At 69.9% G+C, this 15,868-nt stretch carries 14 protein-coding genes and 2 pseudogenes; 6 read left to right on the top strand and 10 right to left on the bottom strand.

Annotation, left to right across the window (positions count from 1 at the left end; translation table 11 throughout):
- The 4 genes from ACFY9S_RS40320 to solA all read right to left on the bottom strand — a co-directional run.
- On the bottom strand, positions 1–512 hold a 512-nt coding region (locus ACFY9S_RS40320; protein ID WP_391139070.1), incomplete at its 3' end, for an ATP-binding cassette domain-containing protein.
- A complete protein-coding gene (locus tag ACFY9S_RS40315) occupies positions 505–1,614 on the bottom strand; it encodes an extracellular solute-binding protein (protein ID WP_391139068.1) in 1,110 nt (369 codons plus the stop codon). The genes ACFY9S_RS40320 and ACFY9S_RS40315, both read right to left, overlap by 8 nt.
- 300 nt (positions 1,615–1,914) lie before the next feature.
- On the bottom strand, positions 1,915–2,595 hold the full coding sequence (locus tag ACFY9S_RS40310) for a haloacid dehalogenase type II (protein WP_391139066.1): 681 nt from the start codon (positions 2,593–2,595) through the stop codon (positions 1,915–1,917).
- Between the two features lie 116 nt (positions 2,596–2,711).
- Entirely contained in the window at positions 2,712–3,848 is a 1,137-nt protein-coding gene (solA, locus tag ACFY9S_RS40305) for an N-methyl-L-tryptophan oxidase (RefSeq protein ID WP_391139064.1), read from the bottom strand.
- Between the two features lie 280 nt (positions 3,849–4,128).
- Here solA and ACFY9S_RS40300 point away from each other — a divergent pair, with 280 nt between their 5' ends.
- A complete protein-coding gene (locus ACFY9S_RS40300; protein ID WP_391139062.1) occupies positions 4,129–5,748 on the top strand; it encodes a PucR family transcriptional regulator ligand-binding domain-containing protein in 1,620 nt (539 codons plus the stop codon).
- Between the two features lie 268 nt (positions 5,749–6,016).
- A pseudogene (locus tag ACFY9S_RS40295) lies at positions 6,017–6,119 on the top strand (regulator); the annotation flags it as partial.
- Between the two features lie 20 nt (positions 6,120–6,139).
- Here the strand turns inward: ACFY9S_RS40295 and ACFY9S_RS40290 are convergent.
- The gene (locus ACFY9S_RS40290; protein WP_391139060.1) at positions 6,140–6,817 is read right to left on the bottom strand and encodes a pyridoxamine 5'-phosphate oxidase family protein; all 678 of its coding nucleotides are present in this window, start codon (positions 6,815–6,817) and stop codon (positions 6,140–6,142) included.
- Between the two features lie 22 nt (positions 6,818–6,839).
- On the bottom strand, positions 6,840–7,913 hold the full coding sequence (locus ACFY9S_RS40285) for an alcohol dehydrogenase catalytic domain-containing protein (RefSeq protein WP_391139058.1): 1,074 nt from the start codon (positions 7,911–7,913) through the stop codon (positions 6,840–6,842).
- Between the two features lie 318 nt (positions 7,914–8,231).
- Here ACFY9S_RS40285 and ACFY9S_RS40280 point away from each other — a divergent pair, with 318 nt between their 5' ends.
- The gene (locus ACFY9S_RS40280) at positions 8,232–8,402 is read left to right on the top strand and encodes a universal stress protein (RefSeq protein WP_391139056.1); all 171 of its coding nucleotides are present in this window, start codon (positions 8,232–8,234) and stop codon (positions 8,400–8,402) included.
- 4 nt (positions 8,403–8,406) lie between these two features.
- Here the strand turns inward: ACFY9S_RS40280 and ACFY9S_RS40275 are convergent, their stop codons facing one another.
- A complete protein-coding gene (locus ACFY9S_RS40275) occupies positions 8,407–9,432 on the bottom strand; it encodes an ATP-dependent 6-phosphofructokinase (RefSeq protein WP_391139054.1) in 1,026 nt (341 codons plus the stop codon).
- 292 nt (positions 9,433–9,724) lie between these two features.
- On the opposite strand from ACFY9S_RS40275, the gene ppk2 reads away from it, so the two are divergent.
- The 3 genes and pseudogenes from ppk2 to ACFY9S_RS40260 form a co-directional block, all read left to right on the top strand.
- A complete protein-coding gene (gene ppk2, locus ACFY9S_RS40270; protein WP_391139052.1) occupies positions 9,725–10,528 on the top strand; it encodes a polyphosphate kinase 2 in 804 nt (267 codons plus the stop codon).
- A gap of 702 nt (positions 10,529–11,230) precedes the next feature.
- Positions 11,231–11,926 (top strand): zinc ABC transporter ATP-binding protein AztA, encoded by a 696-nt coding sequence (gene aztA, locus ACFY9S_RS40265; protein WP_391139072.1) that lies wholly within the window; start codon positions 11,231–11,233, stop codon positions 11,924–11,926.
- Positions 11,927–12,232: 306 nt separating this feature from the next.
- Positions 12,233–12,611, top strand: a pseudogene (locus ACFY9S_RS40260) (DNA polymerase III subunit alpha); the annotation flags it as partial.
- A gap of 293 nt (positions 12,612–12,904) precedes the next feature.
- On the opposite strand, the gene ACFY9S_RS40255 reads toward ACFY9S_RS40260, so the two are convergent.
- The 3 genes from ACFY9S_RS40255 to ACFY9S_RS40245 form a co-directional block, all read right to left on the bottom strand.
- Entirely contained in the window at positions 12,905–13,108 is a 204-nt protein-coding gene (locus tag ACFY9S_RS40255) for a hypothetical protein (protein WP_391139074.1), read from the bottom strand.
- A gap of 179 nt (positions 13,109–13,287) precedes the next feature.
- Positions 13,288–13,746, bottom strand: a complete 459-nt coding sequence (locus ACFY9S_RS40250) for an AsnC family transcriptional regulator (protein WP_391139051.1) — start codon at positions 13,744–13,746, stop codon at positions 13,288–13,290.
- A 415-nt stretch (positions 13,747–14,161) separates the two neighbouring features.
- Positions 14,162–15,646 (bottom strand): aldehyde dehydrogenase family protein, encoded by a 1,485-nt coding sequence (locus ACFY9S_RS40245; protein ID WP_391139049.1) that lies wholly within the window; start codon positions 15,644–15,646, stop codon positions 14,162–14,164.
- Positions 15,647–15,868: the final 222 nt, after the last annotated feature.

The raw sequence follows: 15,868 nt of genomic DNA, 5'->3' as shown, positions 1-15,868 counted from the left end.
ACCAGCGCCCGGCACAGGGCGACACGCTGCTGCTGACCACCGGACAGCTCACGCGGCTTACGGCCGCCGAACCCGGACAGGCCCGCGATCTCCAGGGTCTCCCCGACGCGCCTGCGGATCTCGTCCTTCGGCACGCCGCGCAGGGTGAGAGGGAAGGCGACATTCTCGCTCACGGTCATGTGCGGGAACAGCAGGTACTGCTGGAACACGAAGCCGAGATTGCGCTTCTGCGGGGCGAGCTTCGTGACATCCCGGCCTCCGACGGTGATGGTGCCGGAGTCGGGTTCGCAGAAGCCGGCGATCATCATCAGGGTCGTGGTCTTGCCCGACCCGGAGGCCCCGAGGAAGGTGACGAACTCCCCGGCGGCGATCTCCATGGACGCCTCGTCGACCGCGACGACGTCCCCGTACGTCTTGCGCAGGGCCACCACCGACAGCGCTTTGCCCGTCGCGGTGGGCAGGGTGCCGTCGGCCACCGTCACGCACGGTGTGACCACATCGAATTCAGCCACGAGCCCACTCCAGCCAGCGCTTGGTGACGGCCGATTCGTTCTTCAGCCACCAGTCGATGTCCGCGTCGAAACCCTTGTCGTAGTACTTCGGCGCACCCGCGAGCGCGTTGCGCTCCTCCTCGGTGAGCTTGGCGTAAGCCACCGGAGAGGACGGGTTCGACGGGAACGCCTTGGCCAGGGCAGCCTGGATCTCGGCACGCAAGGCGAAGTCCATGAGCTGGTAGGCGTTGTCCGCGTTGGCCGCGCCCTTGGCGATGGCATAGCCCGAGAACTGGCGGCGCATGCCGTTGAGCTGCCGCTCCACCGGGACGCCCTGCTTCTGAAGATCAGCGATCCGGCCGTCCCAGACGGTGGACATCGTCACCTCCTGGCGGCTCAGGAGCACGCCGGGGAGCGGGCCGCTGTCCCAGAACTTCTTGATGTCGCCCCGCAGCCGGGTCAGCACCTTGAAGGCACGGTCCACATCCAGCGGGTACAGCTTGTCCATCGGCACACCGTCGGCCAGCAGCGCGAACTCCAGCTCCGGCAGGTCACCGTCCGGGCTGACCATCGCACGGGCACCCTTGAACGCCTTGGTGTCCCAGAAGTCCGCCCACGACTCCGGCTTGCGGCCGTCGAAGGCGTCCGTGCGGTACGCGATGCACTGACCGTAGAAGCTGTGGCCGACGGCGTGGTCCGTGATCTGGTTCTCGGGGATCTTCGCGCTCTTCACGCTCTTGATCCGGCCGGGGTCCAGCGTCTCCAGGGCGTCCTGCTTCCCATACTTCAGGTGGGACATCATCGAGTTGTTGATGAGGTCGCACTGCGGGCGCCCTTGCTTGATCTGGGCGAGCAGCGGGGCGTCGTCCAGGTTCAGCACCTTGACGCTGATGCCGGTCTCCTGCGTGAACGGCGTGTAGATCGCCTTCTGCAGGGCCGCGCCGTAGGAACCGCCACTGTCACGGACGACCACCGTCTTGCCGCCCTTCCCGCCAGTGCCGGTGGAAGCGCTGCGGCTGGTGCCGGTGCCGCAGGCGCTGAGGGCGGTCGCGGCGGCGAGACCCGCCGTGGCTCCGCCGACGCCGCGCAGGAAGAGTCTGCGGTCTATACGGGCGTCTCTCATGGTTTGCCTCCTGGGGGTGGTGCTGAGGGGAAACAGGGACGGCTGGGGATGGGGCTACGAGTGAGGGTCCGCCTCGTCGGATCCGAGGCCCGCGCCGGGGACGCTGGTGAGGCCTTGCATGCCGTAGAAGATCCGACCGTGGGGGCGGGGCGTGGACCGTGTGCCGCCCGCCGCCGACCGGGTCGATGATGCGGCGCCGGACATCGCCCCCACGGCCCGGTACTTCGGGTTCTCCGCGGGCGTTGCCGACAAGCTCAGCGGGGTTCTTCGGGGCTGTCCGTGCGGGGCGTGAGCGACGTGTCAGATGCCGAGCATGGTGTTGAGGTCGTCCAGGGACTTCACCGGCACGTAGTCGTAGCCGTGGGTCACCGGGTCATAGCCGCGGTCCAGGAGGACGAGGTTGCGGAAGCCCATGTCGTGCATCGGCATCAGGTCGTAGCGGGTGTGCGAGGAGACGTGCACGAAGTCCTCGGGGGAGGCGTCGAGCTGGTCCAGCATGTACTCGAACGCCGCGTAGCGGGGCTTGTAGAAGCCGGCCTGTTCCGCGGTGTAGACCGCGTGGAAGTCCGCCCCGAGCCGGGGCACGCTCTCCTCCAGGAAGGCGTCGTCGGCGTTGGAGAAGATCACCAGCTTGTAGTTCTCGCTCATCTTCTTCAGCGGCTCCGGCACATCGGCGTGCGGGCCCCAGCTGCGGACGCCGTCGGCGAAGCGCTTGCCCGCGTCCGGGGCGGCCTTCACACCCCACTTGCGGCAGACCCGCTCGAAGGAGTCATGCAGCACCTGCTCGTAGGAGTAGTACGCGCCGCGGACCTGGTCGTAGCGGTAGCCGCGGAACTCCCGTACGAACTGGTCCCACTGCCCGGCGGGAATCTGGTCACCGACGAGCTCTCGCGTGATGGGGGTGATCGGGTACTCGATCAACGTGCCGTAACAGTCGAACGAGACGTACTTCGGGCGGAATTGAAGCGAGGGTATGGGCATGAGGGTCTCCTGTCTTGGCTTGGGGGAGCTGGTTACGGCCGGCGCATGCCCTTCCGGGCATTCCCATGACAGAGATGTCAGGGGTGGGGGGCGATGCCCGTAGGCACCGCCGGGGATCAGGCGGCGTCGGCTCCGGCCGGTGCGAGGAAGCCGATGGGGTGGTCCGTCGTGCCGTCGAGTGCCAGGTCGGCGGCGATCTCGCCCATGGCGGGCGAGAGCTTGAAGCCGCTGCCGGAGAATCCGGCCATCACGACGATGTCGTCCTCGCCGGGGAGATGACCCACGAGCGGGTTCCCGGACTCCGTGTAGCCCTCCATGTAGACCGACAGCCTGATGGGGTCGGGGTTCAGATCGGGCATCAGCTCGCCGATGAGCTCTCGGAAGGTGGCGAGTTCCTCCGGGCGGACCGTGCGGTCGAGCCGTTCGGGGTCGGGTACCGGCAGATAGCGGGCGAAGGAGAGACCGAGCTTGACGGAGATGCCGTCGGGTGACGGGAGCCCGTAGCAGTCATGGGGTGCGCTGCGTACGAAGGCGGGGGCGCCGCCCGCGAACCAGTCGTGGCGGGTGGGGATGTGCCAGGAGCTGATCAGCCGGCGGATGTCGACGGTCTGCGGCAGGTCCGGGAGCAGGGTGTTGATCCAGGGGCCCGCGGTCACCACGGCGGTGTCGACGTGGTCCGTGCCGTTGTCAGTGACGATGTGCACGCCGCCGCCCGCCGCGGGGGCGATCTCCCGCACCGGGGTGTAGCGGTGCAGCCGGGCGCCGAGTTGTTCGGCGCGGGCGGCGGCTGCCTGGACCGACGCCTCGGGCCTGATGATGGAGCCCATCCGGTCGAGGACGGCGGTGTGCCCGTCCGGGAGGCGGTGCTGGGGGTAGCGGCGGGCGAGTTCCTCCCGGTCCAGTACCTCGTGGTCCAGCCGGTGGGTGGCGCTGGCGGAGAGGAGGAGACGCATCGACGGCGATGCGGTCTCGCCCATCACCAGGCATCCGCTGCGGCGTCGCAGTGAGGAGCCGGTTTCGCGCTGGAGCCGGTCCCACATCCGGTCGGCGAGCCGCAGCAGCGGGATGTACCCGGGGTCCCCGAGGTGCACTGCGCGGAAGATGCGGCTCTCGCCGCCGGCCGCGCCGCGGTCGTGCCCCGGGGCGTACCGGTCGTAACCGATGACCTCGGCTCCGCGAGCGGCCAGTCGCCACATGACCTGGCTGCCCATACTGCCGGCACCGATCACGGCGACGCGCTTCGGGATGCTCATGAGGTCGCTCCTTTCGCCGGGTGCGGCCTGGGTGTCTCAGTGGTGCCCCGGCACGGTGGGGACACCGCGCGGACCCTTCCGATTCGGGCCCTTTGGGGATGGCGTTCACTCTCGACCCCGGCGAATACGCAGGTCAACCCACACTCTGTTCCGCCTCGGGACGTTATCGAGACGAAGTGTCACGGCGAGCGGGCCCGCCACGGAAAGTAACCCTGCACCTCTTGTCACGGTGATGTGCCGGTGCGAAGGTGACCCCCATCCCCGGACGAAAGCACTCCCTATGCCGCCCAGACGTCCCGCAACCGGACAGTTCCCGACCATCACGGAGGTTCTGAGCCTCCCGGTGCTGGCCGAGGGGATGCCGCGCGTGCTGGCCGGTGAGTCACAGCTGGACCGTGGAGTGCGCTGGGTGCACGTCACCGAACTGCTCAACCCCGCGGATTTCCTCGAGGGCGGCGAGCTGGTCCTGACGACCGGCATGCCCTATCCCGAGGACGCCTCCGAACTGTGCGGCTACGTCGACCAGCTCGCCGACGTCGGCGCGGCCGGCCTGATCGTGGAGCTCGGCTACCGGTACCGGAAGGTGCCCGACGAACTGGTGGCGGCCTGCCGTGCCCGTGAGGTGCCGCTGGTCGAGCTGGCCCGCGGCGTCCGGTTCATCGATGTCACGCAGGCGGTGCACGCGCTCATCCTCGACGCCCATGGGGCGCTGCTGCGCCGCGGCAGGGACATCCAGGACATCTTCACCGCCCTGACGCTGCGCGGCGCGACCCCCGAGGAACTGGTGCACACCACGGCCGAGCTCACCGGGGCCCCCGTGGTGCTGGAGGACCTCACCCACCGGGTCCTGATGTGTGAACTGCTCGGCCGGCCGTACGAGCCGGTGGTGTCGGCCTGGTCCCGGCGTTCCCGGGCCACCCCGACCCCGGAGAAGATCACACCGAGCGGCCCGGAGGGGTGGCTGATCGCGCCCGTGCAGGACCACCAGGGGCCGTGGGGGCGGCTGGTCCTGCTGGAGGGCCGCCTGAGTCCGGAGCCCGACCCGGAACACGTGCTGGTCCTGGAGCGTGCGGCGGTCGCCCTGAGCATGGCTCGGCTGGCCGGGCCGGCCTGGTGGGAGCGCCGGGCCCACCGCTCGGTGCTGCGGGACCTGTACGAACGGCGTTTCCGCTCCCCCGCGGACGCCCGCGCACGTGCCGAGGCACTGGGACTGCCGACCCTGGGGCACCGCCTCTTCGCCGTGGTCATCCGCCATACGCACACCGGTACCGGGGAGCACCTCGACGAGCGGATCGCGAAGGCGATGGCGCAGACCGGCATCCGCGCCCTCGTCGGCGAGACGGCCCCTGGCCGGATCGGCGTATGCCTGGCCCTGGCACAGGCCAGCGCCTGGCAGCCGGTCGCCGAGCGGATCGGCCGTCTCTGCCGCGAGGAGCTCGGCCCGGAGGCCGTCGTCGCCGTCGGCCCCGGCGTGACCGACCTCTCCGGGATCGCCCGGTCGTGGCAGGAGGCCGAGCAGACGGCCGAGGCCATCACACCCGCCTCACCCGACCGCTGGTTCTACGTCCCCGCAGACGTCCGGCTGCCGGAGCTCCTGGGCGTGCTGCGGGAGGACATCCGCCTCCAGCGGTACGCGGAACGGCAGCTCACGCGTCTCATCGAGCACGACGACCGCAACGGCGGCGACCTGCTCCCGGCGCTGCGCGCCTATCTGACGGCGGCCGGGAACAAGTCGGTCGCGGCAAAACAGGCCGGCATGTCCCGGCAGGCGTACTACCAGCGCCTCCACACCATCGAACGGCTCCTCGGCTGCGATCTGGAGTCGGGCCTCCAGTGCACGTCCCTGCATGTCGCGGTGCTCGTCCTGGACGCCCGGGGGACGGCTGCGCCCGGCACATGACGAACGTGCGGGCCGTCGCGCGGGACCTGCCGCGCACCGCACGTCTCAGTGGTCCGTGAGAACCAGCCGGCAGGTCTCCCCCGGTTCCACGCCGGTCGCCCGGCCCGGCAGCCAGACGTCGACCGGCGGGAGTCCGGACGGCGCTACGGCGATCTGCAGCCGCCCGCTCCCTGCCCGGCGGATGGAGAAGCCGTGCGAGCTCTCAGCGGCCCTGTCCAGGCTGGGTCCTGGCCCGCCGCCGACGCGCCGAGGCCTGGCAGTAGTGGGCGCGGTCGCGGACTGGGTCGGCCGGGGTCACCCACCGGCTGCACGCGTCGCGGGTCCGGCTGCTCGACCTGTACGCCCCCTGCGGCAGCGGCAGCGCGCTGTGAGCGGCCGGGTGTGAAGCCGTTCAGACCACCGTGATCCGGCGCCCGGTGACGGCGACGGGCTCGATACGCAGCCACAGGTCGCGTCGGCCTCCCGCCCAGGGTGTGCTGTAGGCCTGCTCTTCGAGACGGGCGACCTCGTCCGGATCCGTCACGGTCGTCGCGGGTCCCCGCACCAGTACGCTCCAGCCCTCGCTGAAGGCTTCGTCGATGCGGTCGGCCTCGAAGGCGACCTGGTGGCCGTCCGCCTGTGCCGGAGTCGTGCCGGGTGCGGTGCGGAACACGATCCCGCCCTCGACGACGCTGTAGTTGACCGGGACGACGACCGGCCCGGAGTCCGCGGGCACGGCGAGGCGTCCCACCCCGTGCGTGGAGAGCAGGGAGCGGCACTCCGCCTCGGTCAGCTCCGTGAACCGGGGTGTGCGGGCGGCCCGGCCGAGGCCCGGCGGCAGCTCGGTGTCGCCACCGGTCAGGTGCCACACCGTGGTCTTCAGTGCTCCCGCCAGCCTCAGGAGGGTGCCCGCGCCCGGGTCGGCCGGCGGCCGCTCCTCCAGGTACTGGAGGTAGGCCGGCGACATGCCCGCCTTTGCGGCCGTCTCCTGCCGGCTCAGGCCGAGTTCCGTACGCCGCTGGGTGATCCGCCGGCCGAGGTCGCCCATCGGGCGGCCTTCCACGGCGTGCGACGAAGGCCGTTCGCTCATGACGCGTCACCTCTCTCGTTCGTCAGGCCGCCCGGTAGGGGACGACTTCCTCGTGCGGCTCCTCGCCCAGCACGACCTTGAGCGCGCCGGTGTCGGCGGCCCGGGCGAAGACGTCGTACGCCTCCTCCATGTGGTTCAGCGGGAAGGTGTGCGTGACCAGCTGCCCGGTGGGCAGGCTGCCCGCGGCCGCCATCCGGAGCAGTGTGGGCGTGGAGTACGTGTCCACCAGCCCCGTGGTGATGGTGACGTTCTTGATCCACAGGTCTTCCAGATGGAGGGTCACGGGCTTGCCGTGCACGCCGACGTTGGCGACGTGGCCCCCGGGCCGCACGATGCGCGTGCAGAGTTCGAACGTCTCCGGGACGCCGACCGCTTCGACGACCACATCCGCGCCCAGTCCGCCGGTGAGGTCCGCGACCAGCTGTTCGGGGGCCTCCCGGGCGTCCGCGACGGCGTCCGCGCCGAGGTGTCTGGCCGCTTCCAGCCGTGCGGCGGCGAGGTCCACCGCGATGATCCGCTCCGGAGCGAACAACCGGGCCGTCGCGACGGCCGCGAGCCCGACGGGCCCGGCGCCGACGACGGCGACGGTGTCTCCGGGTCGCACACGGCCGTTGAGCACGCCGACCTCGTAGGAGGTCGGGAAGATGTCGGCCAGCAGCACGGCGTCCTTGCTGTCCAGGGCGCTGGGCAGGGGGTGCGCCGAGAGGTCCGCGTACGGCACGCGGACGTACTCGGCCTGGGTGCCGTCGATCAGATGGCCCAGGATCCAGCCGCCGCCGCCCCGGCACTGCCCGTACGTGCCCTCACGGCAGTACCGGCAGCGGCCGCAGGCGGTGATGCAGGAGACCAGCACGCGGTCGCCCGGCCGCACCGTGCGTACGTCGCCGCCGACGTCGACGATCTCGCCGACCGCCTCGTGCCCCAGCACCGTGCCCGGGCGCACCTCGGGGACGTCGCCTTTGAGGATGTGCAGGTCCGTTCCGCAGAGGGTGACGGCGTCGACGCGCACGATGGCATCGGTCGGCTCCTGAACGCCCGGGTCCGGGACGTCCTCCCAGGCGGACTCTCCGGGGCCGTGGAAGACGCAGGCCTTCATGGCGGTACCTCCTCACTGGCGCGGACGATGTGCCAATTTCACACCGCAGTTCCAGCTTGGCGCGGATCGGCCGGACGCGCTTGGGCCGGTCGGCCCCGGCCACCGGCCCGTCGGGTCCTCGCGGTCGGCCCCGGCCACCGGCCCGTCGGGTCCTCGCGGGCGGGTCCGGCCGGGGTTCCGCACCGCATGGGTCCTTGCGGCCCCGGCCGCCGGGGCCGATCGGCCCTGCCGGACACCCGGCCTGCCGGGCTTTGATCTTCGACGCCCTGCGTCCGTGGCAGGAGAAGTGCTCCCCGGGTATCGGCCGCCACCGATCTCATGCTGCTCCATCCCGCGGAAGCGCTCCTGAACGCCTCCAGGAACGCGGACCTGCTCGTCGTGGGGCGTCGCACCGAGCCGACGGCGGCCGAGGGCCGGCTGGGCCCGGTCACCCACGCCGTACTGCACCATGCCCGCTGCCCGGTCGCCGTCGTGCCGCACGGAGGATGACGGCTCAGCCGAAGAACACCTCGAACTCGTCGTACAAAGACGGCTCCACCACCTTGTTCCGCGCGGTGGCGTCCGCGAGGGGCACTCGGACGATGTCGGTGCCCCTCAGGGCGACCATGCAGCCGAAGTCCCCTTCCTCGACCGCGCCTATGGCGTGCAGCCCGAATCGGGTGGCCAGCCACCGGTCGAAGGGGCTCGGGGTGCCGCCGCGCTGGATGTGGCCCAGGACCGTGGTACGGGCGTCCTTCTGGGTCCGTGCCGAGATCTCCTGGGCCAGCCATTCGCCGATGCCGGACAGCCGTACATGGCCGAACTCGTCCAGGGACTGGTCCTTGAGGATCATCTGTCCTTCCTTGGGGAGGGCCCCTTCGGCCACGACGACGATCGGCGCGTAGTTGATCTCGAACCGTCGCCTCACCAGCTCACAGACCTGATCGATGTCGAACGGCCGCTCGGGGATGAGGATGACGTTGGCGCCGCCCGCGATGCCGGCGTGCAGGGCGATCCATCCGGAGTGCCGTCCCATCACCTCCACCACGAGGGCCCGCATGTGGGATTCGGCGGTGGTGTGGAGGCGGTCGATGGCCTCGGTCGCGATGCCGACGGCGGTGTCGAAGCCGAAGGTGTAGTCGGTGCCCGAGACGTCGTTGTCGATGGTCTTCGGCACGCCGACGATCTTGATCCCGTGCCGGGTGAGCTCTGCCGCCGTCCCGAGGGTGTCCTCTCCGCCGATCACGACGAGCGCGTCCACATCATGCGCGGCCAGGGTCTCCCGCACCCGTTGCAGCCCGTTCTCGTGCTTGAACGGGTTGGTTCGGGAGGAACCCAGGATGGTCCCGCCCCGGGGGAGGATTCCCCGGACGCTGGAGATGTCGAGCGGCACGACGTGGTTCTTGAGCAGACCGAGCCAACCGTCCCGCACCCCGACGAAGTCGAACGAATACTCCTGCACGCCCTTGCGTACGACACTGCGGATCACCGCGTTGAGGCCGGGACAGTCACCGCCCCCGGTCAGCACTGCGACCTTCATGAGCCTTCTCCCATCCGCTGCACACCCCGCCCGGCCGGGGCCCTCATGGCGACCGTGACCGCTGCCGGGGCGTGTGGATCGCTCTCTCCAGCCTCCCCCGGTTCCCGCGACGGTTGCCACTCGGCGGACGCCGACCGGCGGGCTCCCTCGACCTCACCTGGTGCCACTGCCGGCCGCATCGGCGAGCCTCCCGGAGAACTGAACCGCTCATGCCGTCCGTCGTGCGGGCCTTCCTGCCCGACAGTACGGTGCCTGCACGACGTCCTGATGGAACCCCGGAGCGGGAGACGGCATGACGGACAGCAAGGCGGCAAAGCTGCCGCGCAAGGTGTACGAGAAGGAACTGCTGCTTCTGCAGACGGAGTTGGTCAAGCTCCAGGAGTGGGTGCGGACGGAGGGAGCCCGGCTGGTCATCGTGTTCGAGGGGCGCGACGCGGCCGGCAAGGGCGGCACCGTCAAACGGGTCACCGAGCACCTCAACCCGCGGGTCGCACGGATCGCCGCGCTGCCGAAGCCCACGGAGCGCGAGCGCACCCAGTGGTACTTCCAGCGGTACGTCGAGCACCTGCCGGCCGCGGGAGAGATCGTGCTGTTCGACCGGTCCTGGTACAACCGGGCCGGCGTCGAACACGTGATGGGCTTCTGCACGAAGGAGGAGTACCAGCTCTTCCTGCGTCAGTGCCCGATCTTCGAGCGGATGCTGGTGGAGGACGGCATCCTGCTGCGCAAGTACTGGTTCTCGGTCAGCGACACCGAACAGCAGGAGCGTTTCCGCAGGCGTCTGGAGGATCCGCTGCGCCGCTGGAAGCTGTCACCGATGGACCTGGAGTCGATCACCCGCTGGGAGGCGTACTCGCGCGCCAAGGACGCGATGCTGGTGCACACCGACATCGCCGAGGCACCGTGGTACGTCGTCGAGAGCGACGACAAGCGCCGGGCCCGGTTGAACATGATCGCCCACCTGCTGGAATCCGTTCCGTACCACGAGGCGCCCCCGCCGGTGCTGGAACTGCCCGAACGACCGCTCTCGACCGGCTACCAGCGCCCCCCGCGCGACCTGCAGACCTACGTTCCCGATCACGCCGCACACCTGTGAGGGGTCGCGGCGGCGCGGGATGAGTCAGGGGCCGTTCGGCGCTGTCACCGAAGGGCCTGTCGCACCCCGCGCACGATGCCGGCCACGGCACTCAGGGCCACCTGCTCATCCTCGTCACACCCCGTGTGACCGGGCTCGCCAGTTGGCACCAGGCCACGTTCACGACCTGCACTGATGCCAAGTAGCTTCAGCGACAGGAGCCGCAGAATCAGCGAAATAGTTCCCGTCGGCGGGGCGCGCGTGGCGTCCGGGGAGATCCCGGTCTCCACCCTCATCGCCTTCCTGCTGTACCTCTACCAGCAAATCGACGGTGGGGGCCCTCTCCTCATGCGCGGCCACGGCCAAATGCCGCACCCCGACAGCCACCACCGATTCGGAAGGCCTCACATCGGAGAAACGGCAAAGTCAGACGTTTCAGAGAGATGTACTCCTTCAGCAAAGTGCCGCACGTCAGAGGCTCTCAAGCAGCCGACGCAGACCTCACCCAAGACCGTGGCTCTCTGCCACCCGGGGTCGTCGTAGGCCGTCGGCCCCGGGTGCGGAGCGGCTTCGCCGAGTCGGAGGATCAGTGGCCGGTGACGGTGCCGGACAGTTCGTTCGTGCTCTTGGGCAGGGTCACGGACGTGACCTTCTTGCCCGATTCGATGTCGATGGCGTGCAGTTGGCACTTGCCCGGTTCCGAGACGTACGCGGTTCGCCGAGATCCTGACGCCCCGAGTCCGCTTCACGGACCTCTCCGCCGGATATCCCGGCCGCCCCGTTCTGTGTCAACTTGACGCGGAAATACCGGCGTTGACGATCACCGCACTCGTCGGCCCCAACGGAAGCGGGAAGTCCACCCTGCTAGGAGTCCTGGCCGGAGTGATCAAACCCACATCAGGCCGGCTCCACTACGCCGGCGACCGGCCGCCGGCGTTCGTCCCGCAGCGGGGGGCCGTCGCTGACGCACTGCCGCTCACGGTCAGGCAGACAGTGGAGATGGGGCGCTGGGGCGACCGCGGGCCGTGGCGCCGACTGACCCGGCGGGACCAGGCCACCGTGGACCAGGCCATGGAGAGGCTCGGCATCACCGAGCTCGCCACCCGCCAACTCGGAGAACCGTCCGGCGGACAGCGGCAACGCGCCCTGATCGCCCAAGGACTCGCCCAGGAATCGGACCTGCTCCTCCTGGACGAACCGACCACGGGCCTGGACCCGGAAGCAAGGGACCGGATCGCCGCGCTGCTGACGGAGCTGGTCGCCGACGGAGTCACCGTCGTGCAAGCCACCCACGACCTGGAAGCCGCACGCTCGGCGGACGCCTGCCTCCTGCTCCGCAACGGTCAACTGGCTGGGAAGGGACACCCCGAGCACGTTCTCACCGCCACAACGCTCGCCCAGATCTGGCAACCGGTGTGAGGCGCCGGCCCTACACCCTTCGAGCGCACTCGCCCCGTCCCGCACCGAGTCGGTTCACCGAAGTAGTGGCTAGGGGGCTCCCGGTGGGCACTAGCGGGCCGCCTGGAACGTACGCCGGTACGCCTGGGTGAGATGCCGATCGCCGCGTGCAGGCGATGGCGCAGGGAGGTGCTCCTGGGGAAGCCGAACCCGGCCGGCGATCTGGTCCACCGACAGGTCGCTCGGCTCGCAGGTCCTGGGCTCGGGCTACACGCTGCTGCGACGACCACGGTGGCCGTGGCCAGGAGCTCAGGGCCTGTGCACTGCGAGCTGGAGGTCATCGGCCGGTTGGGCTTTACGGGGTACTTCCTGGCCGTGGCCCATGTAGTGGCGGATACCCGGCGCGGGGAATCCGCGTTATAGCGTGCGGATCCGGCGCCGGCTCGATGGTGAATCACGCGCTGTTCATCGCCACGGCCAACCCGCTCGAACACCGGCTGCTGTTCGAGCGCTTCCTCAGCGAACGGCCTACGTCGTTGCCGGACGGCGGTCGCGGCGGTCGCGGCGGGGCTGCATCGACCTCGATGTGGAGTCCGAGCGCCTGCTGGAGGTGTACGACACGATCATCAAGCGGTTCGGGCGGGAGCGGACCGCGGTCACCGGCATGCCCGAGACCTACCGGGCGCGGCACGCCCTGCATGAATCTTTGTCGATTGTCGACGATAAAGGTATTGTCAACAGGCCCGACCTTCCCTCAGGCCCACTCTGCGGAACCCTCGAAGGGCCTGAACCACGCACCGCGCGTTCACAGTGGACGGCACTGGCAGGAGAGAGCAGCGACATGCAGTTCACCCCCCTACTAGCTCAACACCGTTCCCCAGGGTCCGGACCGGTCCCGGACCGAGATCGGGGGGAATGTCGACGTGGCGATCATCGGTGCCGGCCTGACCGGCCTCTCGGCGGCACTGCATCTGGCCCGCTAGGACGCCGACGTGCACGTCACGCACGGGCGAGCAACTCATGGCGACCAAACCGGCCCACGTCGAAGGCCTGCGCAAGACCCACGAGATCATGGCCGGCCGGCTCGGGATCGAGACCCGGCTGATCCCCCGGAGCGGGATCCGCTCCGAGATCGGCTCCGACCGCTTCCACAGCGGAATGGTCGACGCCAAGAGCGCCGTGCTGCACGTCGACGGAGATCACCACCAAAGTGGAGTACTTGGCCCGCCAAGCCGCCCGGACGGTGTGCTCGGTGCCTGTCCTTCTCCCCACATCGCTATGGCGACCGCCTGGGTGTCGAAGAGACCCTGGCCACCGGGATGGAGGTGGTGGTCTTCATGGTCGCGGTGGACTGGACGGGGAAGTAGCGATGGCGGCGCTGCTCACCCCGATGGCGTGGTACGCCGTTTTCTTAGCGGACGGTTGACGATGCTGGACAGGGTGAGGGCGGTGACCGTGTCTCGTACGCCGGGCATCTGGGCGATGTTCTCCCGGACGACTCGTACGCGTTCCAGCGAGGCTGTCCCAGCGCACCATGATGTCGTAGTCGCCGCTGAGGATCTCACAGATGACGACCTCCGGAATGCTCTTGAGTGCGGCCAGGACGTCGCCTCCGCGCATGCGGTCCTGGCGGTGGACGAGGACGAGCGCGAGACGACATTGCCGGTGTCCTCGCCCGGACGGACGATGGTGTAGCCGGCGATGTGGCCGTGCCGCTCCAGCCGTTCGATGCGCTGGCGCACCGCATGACGGGAGAGCAGCACCCTGCTGGCCAGCTCCGAGTGCGAGAGGCGGGCGTTGCGGGTCAGCTCGGCGATGATCTTCTCGTCGATGGCGTCCACGGCCAACCGTCTCCTTCGTCAAGTCGGTGGAGATGGCCGTCCCCCGGCACTCGGATCACGGGTGCCATGGGGGGCTGCGGAGCATGGTGGGGTGCCGGTGAGGAAGAACCGAGACTCCCCACCGGGCTGCCGTGGCTGCTTGACGTCCCAGAAGCCCTGCCCCGCCAACTGCTGGATGTCCTTTGCTGTCGGTGACCAGGAACTGAGAGGCAGGCGCCGACGGCAGGAACTCCTTCACACCGCCGCCCTGTCGAAGATCCGCCCGGGCGGCCAGGCCGGCGACACTGAGGCCGCCGGAGACTGGCGGCCATCCTTGACCGGGCCGCTGGTGGACGTAGTGGAATGGACCCTCACCCCGGTCACTGCCTTGCCCTGCACGACGGGGGGGGAGAGGGCTCCGCTGGTGTCGGCTTGCTCAGCTGTGGAAGCCGGGCAATGACAGGTACTTGAGCTGCTGGTACTCGTGGAGGCCCTCAGGTCCGCCTTCGCGGCCCAGGCCCGACTGCTTGACCCCGCCGAAGGGCGCCGCGACCTCGGAGACCAGGCCGCGGTTGATGCCGACCATTCCGGCCTCCAGCCGGGCGGCGACCCGGCGGGCGCGGTCGATGTGGGACGTCATCACGTACGACGCGAGGCCGTGCTCAGTGTTGTTGGCCACCGTGATGGCCTCGGCCTCGGTGGAGAACCGGTGGATGGCGGCAACGGGTCCGAAGACCTCCTCGTGCATGATCGCGGCGTCGGCGGGGACGTGGTCCAGCACGGTCGGGGCGGCCCAGTGGCCCGGCCCGTCAGGGATGTCCGCCTTGCCGATGACGACGGCGCCCCGGGCCACGGCGTCCTCGACGAGGTGGCGGACCTTGTCCACCGCACGGTGGTCGGCCAGCGGCCCGAGCTCGGTGTCCTCCCGGTCCGGGGAGCCGACCCGAATGGCGGCAATCCGTTCGCCCAGCGCCGCGGCGAACTCGTCGGCGATCCCCTCCTGCACCAGGAACCGGTTGGCGCCGACACAGGACTGGCCGCCCAGCCGCATCTTCGCGATCATCGCTTCGCGGACCGCGAGGTCGAGGTCGGCGTCGTCGAAGACCAGGAACGGCGCGTTGCCGCCCAGCTCCATCGAGGTGCGCAGCACCCGGGCACCGCTCTGCTGAAGCAGCAGCCTGCCGACCGGAGTGGACCCGGTGAAGGACAGCTTGCGCAGCCGGGGGTCGGCCAGCAGCGCCTTGGTGACCGCTGCCGCGTCGCTGCTGGTGATCACGGTCAGGACACCTGCGGGCGCACCGGCCTCACGCGCCAGCTCCCCCAGCACCAAGGAGGACAGCGGGGTGAGCGCTGCCGGTTTGAGCACGGCGGTGCAGCCTGCGGCCAGGGCGGCGGCGGCCTTGCGGGCGGCCATGGCCAGCGGCACGTTCCACGGGGTGATCAGCAGGCAGGGCCCGACCGGTTCGGCGACGGTGACGATGTGGCTCTTGCCGTCCGGGGAGGGCGTGCTGCGTGCGTGGGGGCGAACCGCCTCCTCGGCGTACCACCGGAAATAGGCCGCGGCGTAGTCGACCTCGCCCCGGGCTTCGGTGATCGTCTTGCCGATCTCCAGCGTGATGATGCGGGCCAGACGCTCACGGTGTTCGGTCATGGCGTCGGTGATCCGGTGCAGGACGGTCGCCCGGTCCCGTGGGCTGCTGAGGGCCCACTGGTCGGCGGCCGCGGCCGCCGCGTCCAGTGCTTGCAGGGCGTCTTGTGCGCCGCAGTCGGCGACGGTGGCTATGACTTCCTCGGTCGCGGGGTTGCGCACCTCGAAGGTGCGACCGCCGGTGGCGGGTTGCCAGTCGTGGGCGAGGAAGCCACGGGGGACGGTCTCCAGGACTGCCGACTCCACTGAGGGAGCGGTGAGGGTGTCAGTCATGCGCGTGACTCTTTCGCTGATCGCAGGATGGTGTGTTGAGAGAGCACGATCGGTGGGTGGTCATACGGCCTCGCCTCCCGGGTTGGCGACACCGACGGTGTTCTCGACCGAGAGCAGGGAGTCCTGCCGTCCGGAGCCGAGCCAGCGCACCAGGGCGACCAGGCCCAGGGCGAGGATGGCGAAGGCGATGAGGATCGCGCTGACCGCGGTGACACTGGGGTC

The organism is Streptomyces sp. NPDC012474, from assembly GCF_042955185.1.
Classification (GTDB): Bacteria; Actinomycetota; Actinomycetes; order Streptomycetales; family Streptomycetaceae; genus Streptomyces; species Streptomyces cahuitamycinicus.
This window is presented reverse-complemented; position numbering and strand designations above follow the sequence as displayed.